Genomic DNA, 19,374 nt, shown 5'->3' on the forward strand with positions numbered 1-19,374 from the left:
TCGACAGCGCCTAGGTCGGAATGCGAAGGATGTCGGCGCCGCCCTTGGGCCGCAGACTTCGCCAGCGGGCAAAATGATGCTGACCATGCTGAAATGCTGGCCGCCGTGGCAGAGAGGGAGCGTGACTTACTGGTGGAGCGCACGCAACCCAGCCTGGTCCTTGCGAAGAACGAAGGCAAGACGCTGGGCCGCCCTTCAAAAGCCGCCGCCGAGCAGCGCGCTCACATCATCGCCAAGTACAGGGCCGGCAAAAGTGGCAGTGCGCTGGCGCGGATGTATACTGTATCGTGCGCGAACACCCTCGCGTAAAGCCAGCATATAGCCGTGACCCACATTTCTACTTGGAGGATATTTCCGTGCGCCCTGCTAGCGCCTCGGAATATGTGGTCTCGAGAGCTTCCAGTACAAACAACAAGGGGCCTTGCGGAAACACAACGACGGACCAGTCATCAGCGGTTTGTTTTTCGAAATAGTAGCGCGCCCTAACAAATATATCCGAAAGGCAAGCGATTACATCAGAAAAAGTTGCAATCGAAAACTCCGGCTCAACTGGTTTTTCCTTGACATCCTCTCCAAGCCTAAACGCGACAACATGAACCCGTACTTCGCTGTCTTTTAGATACGCCAAGTACTTGGCGCTGAGAATTTCATTTAGCTCTTCAGGTATGTCTTTCAGCAGTAAAGATAGGTCGTGTCCCCGAGTAAAATTTCCATTATTGCTACCTAGCATAAATGCTTTGAAGAATAGCTCAATTGCAAAAGAGGCATTTACGAGCAGTGCAAGCACCTCAGCTAAATCAAGCTTCGCCTGCTTTCTCTTGGATATCTCAGCGTCAATACTGCGAGCAAGAGCGGCATGCACGCGCGCTTGACTTGCTGCAAGACCATGCGCTTCCGGGCGACACAGGCCCACTTCCTTTGATTTCACCATTACTGCTCCTAAGAGTTGGGCGTGAAACCTACATAGCGCCTACATGGAATTTTCTAAATTAATGGAAATGCTCAAATCGACGGATACCTCATTAATTTTATTGGCCTGCCCAGCAGGAATCGAACCTGCGACCCTCAGCTTAGAAGCATCTAGTGACAGCGCCTAATACTGGTCTAAGTAGCTCCAATAGCGCAGCCGATGTCCTACTTCTCAGTCATTGAAAAAATACTATACTGTTGACCCGATGCGCCATGCCCGCCAGTGTGGGCGCGAGTCGCGCGTCGAGCGGATATGCAACAACAGCACCTCGGCGCCGTTTAATGCCTAGCAAGCGGGACGTCGAATGGCCATCTCCCCTTGTCCCAAACCTCTGTTATTGCAGTACGCACCCCAAAGTCGCTAAAATCGAGTTCAACGGTACGTTGCTTAGTCCGTCTTTTGAACGAGACAAGGCCTTACCCTTCATAGACTTCAATGGCACATCGGTTAATTTGCTGACCCATTCCCTGTCAGCCATGGATGAGGTCACCCAGTAGTAGTTACGAGCAGCAAATCCCCAAAAAAAGGCTTCAAACTCGACTGGCTCAAATCGATAAACTAGGCCGGTCGGACATGCCACCAGCGCATGAATCAGGTTTTCTCGAACCTCCGCAACACAGACTAGCGAACTTTGGCTACTTTCTTCGCCTTCAGTGTCCACTGAATTTGCCAGCGGCAAACCTGCTGTTCTCAAACTCTGCATCACCGCCCCTGGGTTCAATACTGGTACGCGAGATTGCCAAGTAACACCGGATCCCTCCGACGGCTGTTGGGGCGAATTTATATCTAATTCCATGTCATTTCCAATGGCGTTATACATTCGTAAATTTCAACGATCAGTCCCACTGGCGTGTACTGAATGGCCGACAGTACCTACGATCGCCCAAGAGGCAACGGATCGCATCGATCATCCTATGGAGACGCCCGCGAGCTGCATACTCTGCGCCGCCATCATCTTCTTTGACGTAGCAAATGGTGACGCGGGAACGTACCCCGAGACAAGGTTGATTTGCCCGCTCCGGGATCATTTGTTGAGCGCCATCGTCATTGTTAGGTATCGTCATAAGTTGTTTCACGCTTTCAACAGGACTTGTTTGTGGAACAGTGTATCACCTTAAGGTTTTTCCTTAAATACAACTTTAAATTACAGGAACTACAATTTTAAATTACAGGACGTTCTAACCAAGATGGATCCATTTGCCCACTTAGCGGGGTGCTATTGACTGACCAATCCACTCAGTGAGAATCAGCTGCTGACTAAGGCCTGGGATCGAATGACGATCGAAGAGCTTCAGAATGATGAACTGACGACACTGATGAAGACCTGCGGAAGCTGGCACTCATGGGGAAATTATGCGCCTTCGATTGGCGTACTTGATCCTAAGACAGTGCCCCATACCTACCCCGTACTACGCCAAGAGGAATGCTACGGAGGGCGAAGACTTCTGGATCGCGTATCAGAGCGGCTGCTACAACGAGTATGTCTTTAGCGATGCACCACGATGACGGAAGGAACTACTACAAAATCTAATGCGTCCTTACAACAAAATAAAAAGGGCCAATTTTTGTTGGTATCCTTGTTGGTATCCTGAGAATTTTTCTCGTTTTTTCATAGTGGAATGTGATACCGGCAGTCGCACCAGCAATATCAAGGGCTTACAGCGATGTAAGCCTGTCTGGCGTCAATGCGCCGGCATTTCTAATTGTCGCTGGACAGCGGAACCATTTTGTCTCACGGTGGCATGCAGGAGCGTTTTGGCCTGTGGTCCCGGCCAGCGACGATGCCATCCGGCCAATACCAACAACTCATCAACTAGGTTAAACAATGTCAATATTTTCCTCAGAGAAGGACATGCAAGAATGGCTCAGCAACCATTTGGAAAAAGAAGAGGGATTAAGTGATTTAATAGTTAATCTGGAAGCTATGGAGGAGCGTAAGCCTCAGAACTATGCAGAAGCACGAATTATAGATTCCATTAGGAAAGTTTTTTCATCTCTGCATAACACTATAAAAATTTCAGAAGACGAAGATATTTCTTCCGTCGTTGATGAAATTTTAAAACCCGACTTCGTGCTATATTCACCAGAAACTCAATCACTGGTTATTGTTGAATTGAAAAATTTGGTTTCACCATCTCGTCAAGCCGGTACAGAGCTTGCGGCATATTCTGCTGGAATAAGAAAATTTACTCCATTGCTCGCAGAGGGAGATATGGCACATGTTTTGATCTCCGCAGTTTGGCCAACTCTCCTTAAACACTATGCTCGCGATCAAATTCTTTGGCAAGGTCGCAACTTATTGTGTCTAGCTCCAGTTCGACTCACCGATTCAGAGATCGCATTACAGATTGTTGATCCAAGTGAAATTTCCGGAAAAGATCTTGAATACCGATTGACTCCGGAGCAGGTCTGTGGCTACCAGATCTGCTTGTATAACTATAAAAATAAGGCCGATCTCAGACTGCATGAAAACCAATTGAAGGCTGCCCTACAACTAATGGCTAATAAGGGTAGTCAACAACGCTCTCATGGATTTGCCTATCTTTGGCGCGATCATGCAAGTTTTAGTTTGGCTCCGTATTCAATTACTTGTATGGTCGTAGCACCATTTGCTTTTTCGGATGAAATTTTAGATGAAGAAGAAATTGTTAATGCTCCATTCTTCAAAAAATTCCATAATGTCATCCGGGATTTTTGCCCATCAGGTCACGGTGAAGCGCTGAAAGAAATTTCTAAAGCTGGTAGGGATTTTGTTGAAGATATATGCGACCCAAGATATGAAGGATTTTACCCGTGGGAGCAACATCGAATGAAAATGCAGCCTCGAGCGGAAAAGATTGCATTTATCGGCTGGGGGATTTTTGGTGAAATATTTTTTTCTGAATTGCAGAAAAAATATCAATCAGGAAATGCGACCATAGATCTAATGGATACTGAGGTTGGCGACCATGCCGTTGATGCTTTAGTTGAAACTAAAGCGGCGATAGTCTCCGCTTTTGATGAGGTGGCAAATCCGGAAAAGGGCGAAAAACGAGACGACTACTATGCCGGGCCGCCAGACAATTGCGATCTCTGCGGGAAAACACTTGCCAACGAAAAATATTTTATAGATGGCAAGGTTGCTGATGATCATATGTGGGCGAATATGTGCGGGCACTGTTTCAAGTTGCGCGGTGAAGGCATAGGGTGGGGGAAAGGGCAACTATACAAGAATTGTGGCGCTGGTCGCTGGCTCATGGTCGGTGGGTTTGAAGATGATGAATTTATGCAATAATGTCGTGCGGCAATATTATTACTCTATTGGAGAACTCATGATTAAAAGCCTGACTGCAAGCGCGCTCTTAGTACTTTCGATGTCTGCCGGTGCGCAAAACGCACCTACGAAGAGTCAGTCAACAGCTGAGAAGCCGAAGCGGGAGTATGCGCCAACATCGTATTGCCTATACGACGACAAGAAGTACTCGGAAGGTGCGGTTAAGGCCGTCGACGCTCAAGTGCTGATTTGCATGGTTAGGGACGGAATTAGCGTATCCTTTGAGGAAGGCGTTCAAGCGCAACGCGACTTGGTATGGGAGCTTGGCAGTTCGTTTCGCGGCAAGTCGCGACTTAAGGCATCCGCTGACGTCACCAAGTGATTCCCCTGTCAACAGAACGTCAACACTACTGTTAGATCGGCAAGGCAGCACTGTTGCGTCAGTTGGCGTAAGCGCCTGATTTTGTTGTGTATTGTTAGCTAGTGTTACTGGCACGAAAGAATTTGTAATCATCAGGTGGCCAGTTCGAATCCGGCAGTCGCACCAGCAATATCTAGGGCTTACAGCGATGTAAGCCCTTTTGTTTTGGTTTTCAAGCGCTCTGTCAGCCCATAGCCTTGTGGCATGTCACTGCAATTAATCCAGCGGAAGATTCGCTTCGGGGTACAGGTTTGGGAAAAGCATACCGAGCGTATCCAGGGGCAGTCCGACGCGAACCGCGCCATACGCGGTGTCACAGACGAGCAAGTCGTGCTCGTTACTCTGTGACGGCGAACAGTAGCGTGTCTCGCCCGGGTTGCTGCGTAAGATCATTGATTTGTAGGCGGTACGCCGGGAACGGGTTCCGCTGACACATACCATGCACACCGCTTTGAATCGAGCGCCTGCCGATTGGGACGACCACTCCCGACGGCAGACCGGCGGCGCGCTATGAGTACTTCGACAGGTAAAACACTCCCGAATCGGGAAATAATGTTGCGATCCGCATACCCTGCAACTTCGGCAAAAGCGCTGCAATACCGGCGGCCACGCAGCCGCTTGAGCCGCCGACGAGAATACCTTCCTCCCGTGCGAGACGCCGTCCCCATACCAATGCCTGCTCATCAGAAACCTGTAGGACATCATCGACGACCGACGGGTCGAAACTGGATGAAGGCTGCAGCTTTCCAACTCCTTCGATAACAGTACCAAACTGTCCCTGAGTCGGCGCGTCCGTCACTACTTTTCGGTAGGACGAGTGAAGCGGCTCGACACCGATCACCCGCAATGCCGGATTGCGCTCCTTAAGGTAACGTCCAATACCCGAGATGGTGCCGCCTGATCCGATACCACACAAAAAGACATCGATCTCGCCGTCCAGTTGCGTCCACAGCTCAGGCCCGGTATCAGTGTAGTGGGCCTCCCGGTTCAAATCGGAACAATACTGGTCGAGGTAAAACGCATCGTCTTCCTTTGCAAGCCGCTCGGCAACCGCATGGTAGCCAAGCTCGGTGGCCCGCTCATTATCGACGCTGCACAGGTGGACGCGCGCTCCATACGCACCGATGCGCTTGATCTTTTCATTGCTCGTGGTCTCCGGCACAGTGACGTCACAGCGCAGTCCAAAAACGGCGCTCGCCATCGCCAGCGCCGCACCGGTGTTCCCTGAGGAGCTCTCGACAACCCGCTCGGTCCCTTTAGGCATGGATTTAAGCATATGCCGCACCATACGATCCTTGATGCTCCCGCCCGGATTCATATACTCTAGTTTGGCTACGACGTGTGCGTCAGGGAAAATACGCTTCAACCTGACCACTGGTGTATTGCCAATGGCCTCCATTACGGACTCTTTAACTTGGGACCCCACGTCGCACCCTTCATCAGTGTTGAAATAAAGATATCATAATGCAATTATTTCTCCAGTAATAATTAATGCTGGATCGTTGCAAAAAATATTTTGCATCCTTGCATTTATCGTTTTGATACCATGGATGTAGGCCGGGCCTGTGAAATTAGTCGTCGAATTACTTGGGCCTCAGCCGGCTGCTGGGAAAAATCGTTTTGCAGCGCCCTCTCGATATTGCGTGGATGGGTGCTCTGTCCTTCTATCCGATTGCTAGAACCCGCTTGCGCCGGTAGGCGCCGTAGCCGACATGGCAAAGCCAGTACACCAACACCGCCAGGATCAGCAGCGCCGGTACATTCAGCGCCCCCGAATCCCGCACCGCTTTCGGAAAGACCTGCTGCTGCCCCAGGAAGAGTGAATTGGCCGCAATGAAATAGGCGACGGTCATGCGCCACAGATGGCGGGCCAGGCGCGTCGCGCCGGTGACGCCGCGGTTCAGGATCAATCTCAGATCGCCCACAGCAGCCACGCTGCCGATGATCATGAATAAGACAAAGGCGGCGCCAGGTTGGCCGTCCAGCTTGCCATTCGGGCTCTGTCCGGCCAGCCAGAAAAGATAGGTGCCGGCAATGGTGATGCTCAACGAAGTCAGGAGCACGCCGTAGTCGAAGCGGCCGACCTGGCCGGGCTTGCGCTTGACGGCGGTCCACGAGGTCAAGACCAGGTAAAAGGTCAACACGCCGGCGACTACCGAAGCGCGCTCCGGCGTCGGCAGGAACGGCGCCACGCAGGCACCGATCCCGGACATCAACATCATCGCCACGACAAAAATTTTCCCGGCCTGGCGGTGCAACTCGGAACCTTTGCGGAACACGAAGGCGGCCGCGCCGGACAACAGGCCGACGCTGCCGGCGCCGATGTGCAGGTACAAGACCGCCGCCGCAGCAACGTGAACCAAAACAGAACTGCCGGGATCGACATACAGGATGGTCATTTTCATTCACTCCAAAGTTGCGTGAAAAGGATAGTTGCCGGAGCCGCGTTCGCGGCAGCCAGAACGCGCATCACGGCCGCTGCCGCTCGAAGAAGGCCCAGATCATGGCCGGCCCGTTGGGCTCCATCGGCGACGGACCCAAAAGGCGCGGGCGGCGCGCATAGGGCTGCGGCAAGCCGTGGCCGCCGCCATGTATGGTCACCAGCTCGACCTCGCGCTTGCCATCGTTGCGCCAGCGGGCCTGCTCAACGCTGACGCCCTCGGCCGCCTTTGTCACGCTGATCCGAGGCGCACCCACAAGCTGGTTGCGATCCGCGAAATACTGCGCCGATGCCTGCGAGGAAATCACCTGCCCGCCCTTGTAGAACAGCCCCAACAGGTTGATCTCGCCGCCCGCGTAGGGCACCAGTGGATCCTTGGTGCCGTTCATGATCATCACCGCCGTGGTCTGCGCCACCGGCTTGCATTGGAAATTCTGCGACGCCGGCAGATTGGCGATCACCGCGGCAACCGCGCGGTAACGGGTCGGTTGTTCCAGCGCCAGGCGTATCGCCATCGAGCCGCCGTTCGACACGCCGGCCGCAAACACCCGCGTCGGATCGAGCCCGATTTCGCCGACCAGCTTGTCGACCATGGCGGCCAGGAAGCGTCCATCGTCGGCGCTGACGCCGTTCACCTTGGTGTCGCCGATCGAACTGCAGTCATTCCAGTCGAAGGCATAAGACTTCGGGTAGACAACAGCGTAGCCATGCTGGTCGGCCAAGCGTTCGAAGCTATAACCGGTGCCGACGCGAATTTGCTGGATGCCTTCTCCGGAACCATGCATCACCACCACCAGCGGCGCACCTTTGGGCAAACCCTTGGGCACATACGTCCGGTAGCTGCGCGTCAAGCCGGCGACGTCGATGGAGCCCTGGCTCAGCACGCCGGACAGTTGCGGCTTCTCGGGTTCGGGGGTGTAGACGAAATAGCCGAGCAGACCGGCCAGCACAGCCACCAGGGCGAGCAGGCCCAACAGGGTGAACATCAGGAACCGTAGGACTTTTTTCATGGCAAGGCTCTCTTCGTTGCGAAAACGTCTACCTTAACAGTACGCCCCGGCCGGACCAAGCCACAAGTGACCGGCCACGGCGCCGCCAGCACGACCGACGCCCTGGAGCGACGAACGACGCCGGCGCCGGCGGACCGGCCCGCAGCGTCACTCATGCCGCCAAGCCGTCGCTAACGACCCGCGCGCCGTCGTTCGTCCGAAACGCCTGTTGGCTGCGGTGGCGGCCCCATACCATGGCGCTGTCCTTCCGAGATGCACCACATCGTTCTTCTGCCCGCTTCTTCAACCGCCTACTTTAAGACCAAGCCGACCATGAAAATTCAACGCATTCGTCCAAGTAACACCCGTTCAATCAGCAGCGCGATAGCCACGCTGGCGCTGCTGGCCAACATGGGCACGGCCCAGGCCGCCATCTTCAAGGATGCGCAGCTTGAGTCGCTGCAAGACGCCGGCAACTACGTCGAGTTGGAACGGCAGGCGCAAGCCCGCTTGAAGGCCGACGCCGCAGATGCCGAGGCCAGCGCGGCCTTGTCCCTGGCGCTGACCTTCATCGACGCCGGCGACGCAAAACGGCTGGAAGCCGGCGCCAAGCAGGCCAAACGTTGCGTCGAGCAGCATCCGACGGCGGCGGTGTGCCATCTGGCGACGGCGCAGAACCTGAGCATGCAGATGCTCAACGTCGGCATGTTCAAGGCGATGCGCATGCTCGATACCCTGAAAGAGTCCTGGATCCGCACGCTGGAGCTGGCCCCCGGCAGCTTCGTGGCCCGTGTGCAATTGGCCAAGCTCTACCTGACCGTGCCCGGCATGATGGGCGGCAGCGTATCCAAGGCCAGGGAACTGGAGGCCACCGTGCGCGCCAGCCAACCTGAAACGGCGCGCATCATCCGGGTCCACATCGCCGCCGAAGCCAAGCAATGGGGCACGATGGAGGGCGAGTTGGCGGCGCTCAAACCGGGCAAGGATGGCGCCATGCTGGAAGAAATTCGTGGCGCCACCATGCAGCTGGCACAGGCCTACCTCGCGGACGGCAAAGACCTGGCCAAGGCCAGGAGTCTGTACGCGACCCTGCTGCGCGACCAGCCCGAGCATGCCGCCGGCTACTACGGGCTGGGCCGGGTTTACACACAAATGGGCCAAGCGGACGAGGCGATTCGCAACTTCGAGCGCGCCAAGACCATGAGCGGCGCCGACGAATATCCGATCGAGCACCGCCTGGGCGACGCCTATCTGGCCAGAGGCGACAAGGCGCAGGCCAAGGCGGCCTATGAACGCTTCATCGCGAACAAGCGCGCCAATCCGGCCAATGCCGACGCCGCTCGCAAGAGCCTGGCCAAACTCGGCTGAACCTATCCAAGCTTCAAGGCGGCCTCGTCGAGGCCAGTCAAACTCCTCCACTGAAAGCGAACTCATATGAACCACGACGACCTCCCACTCTGGCGCCTGAACCTGTTGCGCGCCTTCTATTTGCTGGTGACGCTGGGGCTGACGCTCAGCTTCGGCCCGTTGATGCTGCAGCACAGCGACCTCTGGGCGCAGCGCAAGGGCGAAACCGCGGCGCTGTTGAGCGGCCTGGCGATCCTCTGTGTGTGGGGGCTGCGCTATCCGCTGCAAATGCTGCCGCTGCTGATCTTCGAACTGGTCTGGAAATCGCTCTGGCTGCTGGCCATAGCCCTGCCGCTGTGGCTGGGTGGAGCCATGACGCCGGCAGTGGAAGAGACCGCCTTTGCCTGCCTGCTGGGCATCGTGCTGACGCCGCTGGTGCTGCCATGGCGCCATATCGCGCAGCACTATTTCGCCAAGCCGGCGCAGCGTTGGCGCTAAGCCGCTCCCCCCTTAGCCCATTCAACCCATCGAGTATCATATCGCCATGCCAACCGACCAAACCGCCCGACTCAACGCCCCCGCCGTGCCGGCCAACTGGCGCGCCATGTTCGGCTGGCGCCGCCTGCGCACCGTCGCCATCCTTTGCACGCTGATCATCCTGCTGTTCAGCTTTGGCTGGAAGGCCGGCCTGTCCGTCCTCGTGATCAGGATATTCGGTGTCGGCCTGACCTTGCTGCTGGCCTTCGGCCTGTTTGAACAATGGCCGCGCAGCCTGCCCAAGTGGCTGGCCCGTTGGGTCCTGCAAGTCGCGGCGGTCGGGGTGATGGTGCCGATCGCCATGTTCATCGCCTACATGTGGAGCACCGCAGCGGGCGCGCCGATGTTCTGGAAAGATCCGGTTCGGCTGGAAGGCTTCATGACCTTCACGTTCCTGGGCATGCTGCTCGCGCCCTGGACCGCGCTGACGGCCCTGCTGCGCCAGCGCGAAGCGACGGTGGAAGAACAAGCCATCGGCTTCGAGTTGGAGCGCAGCGAAATGGCGCGGGCCGCACTGGATGCCCGCATGCGCCTGCTCACCGCCCAGGCGCAGCCGCATTTCCTGTTCAACACCCTGGCCAATGTGCAGGCCCTGGTGGAGGCCGGTTCGCCGCGTGCGCCGCAACTGCTGCAAAGCCTGACGGCCTATCTGCGCGCCGCCGTGCCCCGGCTCGACGGTTCGACCAACACGCTCGGCCAGGAGCTGGAACTGGTGCGCGCCTATCTGGAACTGATGCAGATGCGCATGCCCGACCGTCTCGCCTTCGCGCTGCACATCGGCGTTGGCGTGCATCTGCTGCGCTGCCCGCCGATGACACTGCTGACCCTGGTTGAGAACGCGGTCCAGCATGGCATCGACCCGAGCGAAGAAGGCGGCCGTATCGATGTGCACGCCGACGTGCTCGCAGCTGAAGGCGGCACGCCGCGTTGCCGCCTGACCGTCATCGACACCGGCATCGGCCTGCAGGCGGCCGGCCGGGGCCTCGGCACCGGTCTGGCGGCGCTGCGCGAGCGGCTGACCTGGGCCTACCGGGGCAGCGCGACGCTCGACCTGGTCGAAGTGGAGCCGCACGGCGTACAAGTGACCATTGAATTCAATATCGAGCCTACATGACCACTCCCATCACCGCCCTGATTGCCGACGACGAACCGCTGCTGCGCGAGATCCTGGAAGCACGGCTGGCCGCCGCCTGGCCGGAGTTGCGGATCGTCGCGCAGGCGCGCAACGGCCGGCAGGCGATCGAACTATTCGAGCAGCATCTGCCGACGATATGCTTCCTGGACATGCATATGCCGGGCCTGAACGGCATCGAAGTCGCGCGGCACATCGGCAAACGTTCGCATCTGGTCTTCGTCACCGCCTTCGACCAGTACGCGCTGGACGCTTTCGAACATGGCGTGCTGGACTACCTGGTCAAACCAGTCACCGCCGCGCGTCTGGCGGAAACGGTGGAACGCCTCAAGGCGCGCACGCAAACGGCGCAACCGGCCGTGCATACCGAGGCGCTGCTGGCGCAATTGGCCGAGCGCCTCAAACTCGGCCAGCCCGAGGCGCTGCGCTGGTTACGCGCGACGGTGGGCGGCTCCTTGCGGATGATACCGGTCGACGACATCGACTATCTGAAGAGCGATACGAAATACACCCTGGTCGCGTTCCGCGACGAGGGCCAGCCCGCCGAGGCGCTGATACGCATGCCGCTGAAGGAGCTGATCGCGCAACTCGACCCGCAGCTGTTTGCGCAGGTACACCGCTCGGTGGCGGTCAATCTGCGGGCGATACGCCGCGTCACCCGAGGCGAAAACGAGACCGCCGACATCGAGCTCAAGGGACGTAGCGAGCGCCTGCCAGTCAGCCGCAGCTACTTGCAGTTCTTCAAAGAGATGTAGGCCCGCCCGCCTAGGGCAACTTCTTCCAGCTGACGCTTACTTAACAAGCGTGGTTCAAACTGGTAAAAATCCGTCCACGACTCACTCAAGCGAGACGCCCCTCTAATACCAGTAAACCTAAGGAAAAAATTGGTACTAATTTAACTTAAGTATTTTATTGCCATAAAGGCAATTATCATTTCCTTTACCTGCTATACATCCCCTGACGCCAGACGCAGGAAATTTGCCGAAATTCTCAATGGAAAACTAGTCGCCAGGAACAATCTCTAGCGACCAGACAAGTTGCAGCCATCCGTATTCATTGCATTTATTGCATTACGTAACTGGTATGCAATGTTATTGATTTATAAAAACCACTTGACGACCAATCGCCAGCATCGCATCCTGAATTTAGGCCGAACGCACTCATTTGGTGCGATATACCGGCTAAAACAAAAGACAAAACATGGCGGCGAACTACGCCGACCAAGGAGACACGATGGTTGCGGGACCACAGAATTCCTTGTCATTGGGGCGGGAGGATGCATCGACGGCGACGTCGAATGCATCGGCCTTGCAGCCCGCTTTGGAAACACTGCTGCCAACGGCATCGTTTGTGCCGTTCGCCGCGCGAAAATTACGCAAGGCAAAGCTGCTGTGGTCGAATCCGTCCAGCAGTATTCCGTTTGAGCTGGACGATTTCAGCTACTGCCTGCCATTGCCGGAAGAAACCGACGACGCCTATGACACGGCAGCGCCGGCACAAACCTTCCTGGCCGAACGTTACGGCGGCAACGGCATCAGCAGCAACGGCGGCGGTGTGCGCTGCGGCCTGCGCGGGCAGGTCCAGGTCAAGGGGATCGGACGCAATCCGCTGGCCGGCACCGATGCCGACTACTGGCACAGCCACGGCGCGGCGTCGGTCGAGGAAGGCATACGCGAAGCGGTGTGGGGCGAGGTGTGCAATATCGCCCTGCCATTCGGCGGGGTGCGCACGCTGGGTTTGATCGCGACCGGAACCGCCGCCCCTTACGCGGCGCCGACCGGGCCGCGCCAGACACAGCGCTGCCTGATCTTGCGCGAAGGCGCGTTGCGGCCGGCGCACTACATGCGGGCCATCTTCCAGAAAACCACGGCGGGCCAGCCATTGGACGGCATGGCCGACGCGCGCCGCACCGCACTGGCCATCGGGATGATCGGCGCGGGCCTGGAAAGCGCCTACGGCGGCAGCTTGCGCAGCGCGGCCGACTTGAACCGCTATCTGAGCGCGATGACCTCGCGCTTCGCGCGGCAGCTGGCCTGTGCCCACGCCAAACGGATCTTCCACGGCGGCTTGTCCGGCTCGAACATCTGCGTCGATGGACGTTGGATCGATTACGGCACTCCAACCACCGTCTCGGATTATGGCCGGGTGATCGTGGCGAAGAACATGCCCGATTTGTGGAATCAGCACACCGCCCTGTACGACACGCTGGAAAATTTCCACTGCTATCTGCTCAAATACCTGCCCACCCGGCTCACGACGGGGCTCTTGAGCGCGACCGCCTGGGCGGGCCATTTTCATGCCGAGCTGGCGGCCCGCTTTCCGATCGAGTTTGGCAAGCTGTCAGGCATTCCCGAAGCCGATCTGGAGGCCATCGATGCCGCCGTCGTGCGGCGCTTCTTTGCCATTTGCCAGCGCATCATCGGCTGCGGCAACCGCGAACCGTTCAAGCTCTCGCCATCCCATGTGTCCGCGATGCCCCAAAAGATGGGCGATTTTCACCTGAATACGCTGCTGCGGACGGCCGCGCGCGCCGCCACGGCCAGCGCCATGGATGCGCTATTGCGGCCCGCCCTGCCGGCCGACGATTTACGGGCTGAACTGGTGGGCAGCTACATGGCCCTGCGCGCCGCCTGGCTCCAGCAACACGCCGCCAGTGCCGACGCGGCGGCTTATTTGCGGCTCAATGCCTGGCGCTGCAACGCGCCGTTTGCGGACCTGTATCGCCCGGTCTTCGACCGAAGCATCGCTCAACTGATGGCCGACGGCGGCGCAATCGCGCCCTTCGTCGCGCGCCACGTGGAGACGGCGCGCAGCCTGGTCGCCGAGCCCGACGCGGGGGCGTTCCGGGTGGACGCGCTGCTGCCGGCGCAGCGCGGGGAGGTCTGGGTCGGGCTGCCGGGCGCCGATGCCTTGCTTAAACAATTGCGTACGCGGATACAGGGAGACGCCTTGCCATGAACACCATGAGCTACCTGCAAGTGTATGACGCCGGCGGCGACGAATTCCGTCAGCAATACGAGCTATTGGGCTGGGTCAGCAGTTTGATGAGCAAAAGCGCCAGCCACGCGCAACTGCCCTTGTCCTATCTGGCCAAGGTGTGGCTGCCGGCCATCCGACACAACAATGTGAAGTGCTATTTCAATGACGACGGTGAAGTCGTCGCCATGCTGGCATGGGCCTACTTGAGCGAAGCGACCATCGCGCGCATGTGCGGCAGCGGGCGCCTGGACTTGCACTTGAGCGAATGGAACGAGGGAGACCAGCTATGGATCGTCGATTTCCTGGTCCCGCACGGCAACCTGCGTTACGTGCTGCGGAAAATGCGCGATGAGCTTTTTCCCGGCCAGCAGCAGGTTTCGTATTGCCGTTTCAAACGCGGTCATATTTTGCTGAAGAGCGTAGCCAGGTCCGAGCACAGCGCCTTCTTCCGCCAGGCCGCGTGCGAGCGCGCCTAACCGGATAGGTAGTTGGCCGAACCTATTTTTAAATAGGCCGTTTTTTAAAGGTGATGCAATGAAAGTCATACGTTTAGATCGCAATGCAAGCATGTTTGACGTGGCCCTGGTCGACGCCCAGATATCCGGCGGCGTCGCCGCCACGGCCTCGCTGGAGGCAGCCTTCAATTGCTTCGGCAGTGTCGGCTCGATGGGAACGCTGGGTTCGGCCTGCGGCACGGCCGGCACCTTCGGCAGCGCCGGCAGCTTTGGCTGCGGCTCCATCTAATCCAACTCAACAATAATTCAGGAGATATTTCAATGAAAGTTATTCGTATCGATAGCGACGCCAGCAAGTTCGACGTGGCCTTGTTCGGCACCAGCCAACCGCTGGCCGGCGTTGCCTCCACGACGCTGGAAGCGGCGTTCAACTGCATCGGCACGGCCGGTACCTTCGGCTCCGCCGGTTCCGCCTGCGGTACTTTTGGTACCGCCGGCTCGATCGGCTCTTTCGGCTGCTCCAGCATCTAACGACGCCTTGCAGCGGTAGCAAATAGGGCGCCATTGAGGCCGCTGTGCCGGCTGATTGGCGCACAGAAGATGTCAACCGGAGCATTCCTGTTGACATCTTCCAGCGAGGAAGAGGGACGATGGAAAAACTCTGTGAACTCATTGATGTGAGCATGTTCTACGGCCAGACCCTGGCCCTCAATCGGATCGCCATCCACGTCAGGCGCGGCGAGATCGTCGGCCTGCTGGGCGCGAACGGCGCCGGCAAAACGACGCTGATGGAATTGCTGGAAGGCCTGCTACAGCCGTCCAGCGGCAGCGTGGTCGTACTGGGCAAGCATCCGCAGCAACTGACGCCGCAGGAGCGCGGCGACGTCGGCCTGATGTTCCAACGCTACGCGCTGCCCGGCTATAGCCAGGTGGCGGAATTCGTCGACCTGTATGCCGCGCTCTACCCGCACGAGAACGGCGCCGACTTGATCGCGCGCCTGGGCCTGGGACAGTTGCTGAAGAAACGCATCGGCAGCCTGTCCGCCGGCCAGCAGCAACGCCTGGCGTTCTTTTGCGCGGTCTACGGGCGGCAAGGCCTGCTGATACTCGACGAGCCGACCTCGGCGCTCGACGTGCGTTCGCGCCGCGCGATGCGTGAATTGCTGGTCGAGCGCTGCCGCACCCATCGCCTCGGCGTGCTGCTCTCCACGCACGAGCTGGAAGACGCGGCCGCGCTGTGCGACCGGATCTACATCCTGGACCACGGCGAGATCAAGCTGGACGCGACCTCGGAACAACTGCGCCAGATGAATCGCGGTCGCCTGCGCTTCGAATTCAGCGCGCCGGAAGCGGTGACGCGGCAATTGCATGCCGGCCTGGAGGCCCGCACCAGCGTGCCCCTGGGACTGGCGCTAGGACGCTGGCAAGTCGAGTGCGACCACGACGCCGCGGCGCAATTCCTGGACGATCTGCTGCGCGCGGAAACGGCGTTCGATTTTTTATCGGGGGTGCAGGTGTCGAGCGGAAAACTGGAAGACATTTATCTGGATACGATTTCTCATGAACACTAGTTCGATCCCAACCGCCATCGCACCGGCATCCCGTGGCACCGGGCGCCACGTGTTTTTCGTGTTCGCGCGGATCGCGTTTGCCTCCTACTTCCGCAATTGGGTATCGGTGCTGATGGCCAGCGGAGTGCCGCTGGTCTTCTTCGTGATCTACCTGATTCCGATTTCGATGAGCGGCGGCGCCGAGCCGGCGATGGTGGTGCTGGCCACGCCCGAGCTGCCGGCCGCCGAACTGGCGCGCCTGCAAACGATAAAGATCCCCGGGCTGGAGTTGAAAGCCGCCACCGGCACCTCCAGCCCGGAGCAGCTGATGGCCAGCCAGCAGGCGCGCATGGTGTTGAGCAGCAGCGCCAAGGGCCTGGTGCTGCACACCGCGCCGGGCGACCATGTGACGGCACTGCTGCTGGCGCGCGCCATCCGCGCGACGGCCAAGGCGGGGGACGGGACGGCGCCGGAGCAGGCGGCGGACGGCGGCGGCGAGATCGCCATCCTGACCAGCCGTCCCGGCGAAGCGGAGACCCAGCTCAGCGTGGCCAAGGTCAGCGCCGGCATCCTGGTGATGGCCTTGCTGAACCTGGGGCTGTTCTCGGCCGGCGTCAAATTGCTGCAGGACCGTTCGAGCGGCGCATTGCGCCTCTACCGGAATTTCCCGGTTTCCTTCTACGTCTATATCGGCGCGGAACTGGCGACCCGGCTGCTGTTCGTGGTGCTGCAGACGGCATTCATGCTGGGGCTGGCGTTCGCCTTTTATCACTTCCACATGGGCTTGCAACAGACCCTGCTCACACTGCTGGTGGCGACGCTGTGCGGCATCCCCTTGATCCTGCTGGGCTATGCGCTGGGCGCCGTGCTGCCCAATCTGTCCAAGGGCGTGCACGCCTTCACCATCACCAATCTCGTCACCTGCTTCCTGGGCGACCTTTTTATGCCGGCGTCGTCGGTTGATTTCTTGCGGCCCATCGTATTTTTCATGCCGACCACGCATGTCAGCAACCTGCTGCGCATCGTCATGGCCGATGCCCACGCCACATTCGCCGTGTGGCAATCGATAGTTTTCTTGGTCGTTTTTTCAGTGCTGTCCTTGTGGCTCACCGTCAAAAATTTCAAATACACAGCGGGGGAATGAATTTATGTTGCGGCTAGACGTTTCTGATACCGAGTACTGGTCGGAGGTGCGACTGCTGGTGGACTTCGGCGCCCGTCCGGGTTTGGCTTTGCCTTTCGCCGGCGCCTTGTTGGCGTTTCTGGAGCGCCAACCGGGCGGCGCCAGCCTGCATTGCCATGCCCTGAGCACCTGGTCCAATCGCTGCACGCTCGACAGCGTGGTGCGTGTGCCGCAGCGCGACGCCGACGCCTTTCGCCGCGCCGCCTATGTCTGGGCCGAGCGCCAGCTCGACAGTTTTGAACAGAGCCTGCTGTGGGACCAGGCCGGCCTGGTGTTCGATGGCGGCGCGCGGCTGTTCGTCGGCTTCCCCTATGTGGCGTGCACGCCGGTGAGCCTGGACGACTGGTTCGCCAACCTGCGCCCCAGCAGCGTCCTGAGTCCGGCGCTGCTGTGCCGCCTGTCCGCCCTGGCCGCGCGCTGGTTGCGGCTGGACCGCCGGCGCTTGAAAGACTGCCTGCCGCTGATGCTGGCGGCGCTGCTGCAACCATTGTGGCGCGAGGATGGCGCCCCCGCGCCCGAACAATTGATGCTGTATTGCGACGACCCGGAGACGCGCCAGGCCTTGCTGGACCTGTGCGCCAGCCTGCGGCGCGAAGCCGGCGAGCGGCGTCTGGTGCTGGACGGCCAGGGACAAGCCTGGGCCGGCGCGCTGCAGGCCGAACTGGCCCAGGAGAGCCAGACCATGCGCGACATGCTGGTGGTTTGTCGGGAATTTTTGAGCCTGCTCGGATTCAGCCAGGTGGAGACCGATTACCTGCTGCTATTGGCCAATTCCCTGCCGTGCGAACTCGCACTCGAGGAGGCCGGCGTATGAGCCCGATGACCTTGTGCGGTGCGCACATGAGTTTGCTGAAGAAGGTGGAAATGCTGCCGCCCGGTAGTTTCATCGACAGCGCCTACCACATCTATTCCTGTGTCAGCGGCAGCACGGTCGCCTTGCACGACGGCGCCTCGTCGCCCTTCCTGCATCCCTTGTGGGGCGTGCCGATGTCGGGCGCCGGTACCGATATCGACGCCGACCTGGCGCAGTTGAAGGCGGTCTGCGAAACCCTGGAACGCTACGCGTCCTGCGTGTTGCGGGACGGCGAATACCGGATCGCCAGCGCCGATGAATTGGGCGAGCAGGCGTTCGACTGGCGCAGCCTGCCGCTGCTGTCCGAGGCCGAACTGGCGCTGCCGCAGCAGATCTACAGCAACTTCGATCCGGCCGCGCCTATCCGCTGGATCGCCGCCTGGAACCTGTGCAGCGGCCGCGAGCAGGCGGTGCCGCTGGCCCTGACCCATCTGCAACCGCGCGGCTGGACCGCGGAGCGCTTCACCTACACCATTTCGACCGGGCTGGCCGCGCACACCGACTGGCGGCGCTGCATCATCTCCGCCATTTGCGAGGTGATCGAACGCGATGCGATCGCGCTCAACTGGCTGCTGCGCCACCCCTTGCGGCGCATCCGGTTTACCGAGGAGGAGATCGCCAGCTTCGCGCCGGCGGTGCAGCCACTGCTGCGCCAGGAGGAGTTCGCCTTCTACGACGCGCGCAGCGATTTCGGCTTGCCGATCGTCTATCTGCACCGGCGCCGCGCGAATCATCCCTATGCCGCCAACCTGGTCACCTGCGCCGCCAATTTCGACTACCACGCCGCCGTGGCGAATGCGCTGCGCGAGATGGTGTCCATGAGCGCGGGGCTCGATACCGGCCGCATCAAGCCGCGCGAGAACGCCTCCGAGTGCGCCAGCATCGAAGAGGGCGCGGTCTTCATGGCCTTGCCCGAACGTGCCGCGGCGTTCGATTTTCTCGGCGCCTCCGGCGTCACGGTCGGCTTGAGCGAACTGTTGGCCAGCCAGCCGGACGCCGCCAACGACGCCGAACGCCTGCAGTGGCTGGTCACGCAAGCCAGGGCCGGCGGCCACGATATCCTCATCAGCGAATTGACGCCGGACGATTTGCACGATGCCGGCGTGCGGGTGTTTCGCGCGCTGATCCCCGGCCTGATGCCGATGACGACCGATATGCGTTGCCGCTTCCTGGCTTCCCGGCGTTTGCGGCAGATGCACCAGCACTGGCAGATCGCGGCGCCGCTGGACGACGCCATCACCCCTTTTCCGCAATCCTTCGCCTGA

The 19,374-nt window shown here is 59.2% G+C and carries 20 protein-coding genes; 15 read left to right on the forward strand and 5 right to left on the reverse strand.

What is annotated here, in order from left to right; genetic code table 11:
• The first annotated feature begins 93 nt into the window (after nucleotides 1-93).
• Nucleotides 94-309, forward strand: coding sequence for a hypothetical protein (locus tag AC1RMD_RS00535; protein ID WP_492922609.1), 216 nt, complete (start codon nucleotides 94-96; stop codon nucleotides 307-309).
• A 28-nt stretch (nucleotides 310-337) separates the two neighbouring features.
• On the opposite strand, the gene AC1RMD_RS00540 is transcribed toward AC1RMD_RS00535, so the two are convergent.
• Nucleotides 338-931, reverse strand: a complete 594-nt coding sequence (locus AC1RMD_RS00540; RefSeq protein WP_492922611.1) for a hypothetical protein — start codon at nucleotides 929-931, stop codon at nucleotides 338-340.
• 373 nt (nucleotides 932-1,304) lie between these two features.
• Complete coding sequence (locus tag AC1RMD_RS00545) at nucleotides 1,305-1,766, reverse strand: hypothetical protein (protein WP_492922613.1); 462 nt, start codon at nucleotides 1,764-1,766, stop codon at nucleotides 1,305-1,307.
• A gap of 1,056 nt (nucleotides 1,767-2,822) precedes the next feature.
• Here AC1RMD_RS00545 and AC1RMD_RS00550 point away from each other — a divergent pair.
• Together AC1RMD_RS00550 and AC1RMD_RS00555 are read left to right on the forward strand one after the other, a co-directional pair.
• A complete protein-coding gene (locus AC1RMD_RS00550; RefSeq protein ID WP_492922615.1) occupies nucleotides 2,823-4,244 on the forward strand; it encodes a hypothetical protein in 1,422 nt (473 codons plus the stop codon).
• Nucleotides 4,245-4,281: 37 nt separating this feature from the next.
• The gene (locus AC1RMD_RS00555; RefSeq protein ID WP_492922617.1) at nucleotides 4,282-4,605 is read left to right on the forward strand and encodes a DUF1496 domain-containing protein; all 324 of its coding nucleotides are present in this window, start codon (nucleotides 4,282-4,284) and stop codon (nucleotides 4,603-4,605) included.
• Nucleotides 4,606-5,152: 547 nt separating this feature from the next.
• On the opposite strand, the gene AC1RMD_RS00560 is transcribed toward AC1RMD_RS00555, so the two are convergent.
• The 3 genes from AC1RMD_RS00560 to AC1RMD_RS00570 form a co-directional block, all read right to left on the reverse strand.
• Nucleotides 5,153-6,043 carry a PLP-dependent cysteine synthase family protein gene (locus tag AC1RMD_RS00560; protein WP_492922619.1) on the reverse strand — a complete coding sequence of 297 codons (891 nt, stop codon included), beginning with the start codon at nucleotides 6,041-6,043 and terminating at the stop codon, nucleotides 5,153-5,155.
• Nucleotides 6,044-6,308: 265 nt separating this feature from the next.
• Nucleotides 6,309-7,049: a DUF2306 domain-containing protein gene (locus AC1RMD_RS00565; RefSeq protein WP_492922621.1), complete on the reverse strand. Its 741-nt coding sequence runs from the start codon at nucleotides 7,047-7,049 to the stop codon at nucleotides 6,309-6,311.
• Between the two features lie 64 nt (nucleotides 7,050-7,113).
• Complete coding sequence (locus AC1RMD_RS00570) at nucleotides 7,114-8,094, reverse strand: CE1 family esterase (RefSeq protein WP_492922623.1); 981 nt, start codon at nucleotides 8,092-8,094, stop codon at nucleotides 7,114-7,116.
• A 312-nt stretch (nucleotides 8,095-8,406) separates the two neighbouring features.
• On the opposite strand from AC1RMD_RS00570, the gene AC1RMD_RS00575 reads away from it, so the two are divergent.
• The 12 genes from AC1RMD_RS00575 (at nucleotide 8,407) to AC1RMD_RS00630 (ending at nucleotide 19,374) form a co-directional block, all read left to right on the forward strand.
• On the forward strand, nucleotides 8,407-9,441 hold the full coding sequence (locus AC1RMD_RS00575) for a tetratricopeptide repeat protein (RefSeq protein ID WP_492922625.1): 1,035 nt from the start codon (nucleotides 8,407-8,409) through the stop codon (nucleotides 9,439-9,441).
• 66 nt (nucleotides 9,442-9,507) lie between these two features.
• Nucleotides 9,508-9,918, forward strand: a complete 411-nt coding sequence (locus AC1RMD_RS00580) for a hypothetical protein (RefSeq protein ID WP_492922627.1) — start codon at nucleotides 9,508-9,510, stop codon at nucleotides 9,916-9,918.
• 46 nt (nucleotides 9,919-9,964) lie between these two features.
• Nucleotides 9,965-11,071, forward strand: coding sequence for a sensor histidine kinase (locus AC1RMD_RS00585; RefSeq protein WP_492922629.1), 1,107 nt, complete (start codon nucleotides 9,965-9,967; stop codon nucleotides 11,069-11,071).
• On the forward strand, nucleotides 11,068-11,844 hold the full coding sequence (locus AC1RMD_RS00590; RefSeq protein ID WP_492922631.1) for a LytR/AlgR family response regulator transcription factor: 777 nt from the start codon (nucleotides 11,068-11,070) through the stop codon (nucleotides 11,842-11,844). Before AC1RMD_RS00585 ends, AC1RMD_RS00590 begins: the two co-directional genes overlap by 4 nt.
• 445 nt (nucleotides 11,845-12,289) lie before the next feature.
• Nucleotides 12,290-14,047 (forward strand): hypothetical protein, encoded by a 1,758-nt coding sequence (locus tag AC1RMD_RS00595; RefSeq protein ID WP_492922633.1) that lies wholly within the window; start codon nucleotides 12,290-12,292, stop codon nucleotides 14,045-14,047.
• A complete protein-coding gene (locus tag AC1RMD_RS00600; protein ID WP_492922635.1) occupies nucleotides 14,044-14,544 on the forward strand; it encodes a toxin-activating lysine-acyltransferase in 501 nt (166 codons plus the stop codon). The genes AC1RMD_RS00595 and AC1RMD_RS00600 overlap by 4 nt, the downstream gene beginning before the upstream one ends.
• Nucleotides 14,545-14,635: 91 nt before the next feature.
• The gene (locus AC1RMD_RS00605) at nucleotides 14,636-14,812 is read left to right on the forward strand and encodes a hypothetical protein (RefSeq protein WP_492922637.1); all 177 of its coding nucleotides are present in this window, start codon (nucleotides 14,636-14,638) and stop codon (nucleotides 14,810-14,812) included.
• A gap of 32 nt (nucleotides 14,813-14,844) precedes the next feature.
• Nucleotides 14,845-15,054, forward strand: coding sequence for a hypothetical protein (locus tag AC1RMD_RS00610; protein WP_492922639.1), 210 nt, complete (start codon nucleotides 14,845-14,847; stop codon nucleotides 15,052-15,054).
• A 119-nt stretch (nucleotides 15,055-15,173) separates the two neighbouring features.
• The gene (locus tag AC1RMD_RS00615) at nucleotides 15,174-16,094 is read left to right on the forward strand and encodes an ABC transporter ATP-binding protein (protein ID WP_492922641.1); all 921 of its coding nucleotides are present in this window, start codon (nucleotides 15,174-15,176) and stop codon (nucleotides 16,092-16,094) included.
• Nucleotides 16,084-17,217: an ABC transporter permease gene (locus AC1RMD_RS00620; RefSeq protein ID WP_492922643.1), complete on the forward strand. Its 1,134-nt coding sequence runs from the start codon at nucleotides 16,084-16,086 to the stop codon at nucleotides 17,215-17,217. The genes AC1RMD_RS00615 and AC1RMD_RS00620 overlap by 11 nt, the downstream gene beginning before the upstream one ends.
• 4 nt (nucleotides 17,218-17,221) lie before the next feature.
• The gene (locus tag AC1RMD_RS00625; protein WP_492922645.1) at nucleotides 17,222-18,070 is read left to right on the forward strand and encodes a hypothetical protein; all 849 of its coding nucleotides are present in this window, start codon (nucleotides 17,222-17,224) and stop codon (nucleotides 18,068-18,070) included.
• Complete coding sequence (locus AC1RMD_RS00630; RefSeq protein ID WP_492922647.1) at nucleotides 18,067-19,374, forward strand: YcaO-like family protein; 1,308 nt, start codon at nucleotides 18,067-18,069, stop codon at nucleotides 19,372-19,374. Before AC1RMD_RS00625 ends, AC1RMD_RS00630 begins: the two co-directional genes overlap by 4 nt.

The sequence above is a fragment of the Duganella sp. GW822-FHT06D06 genome (assembly GCF_058799615.1).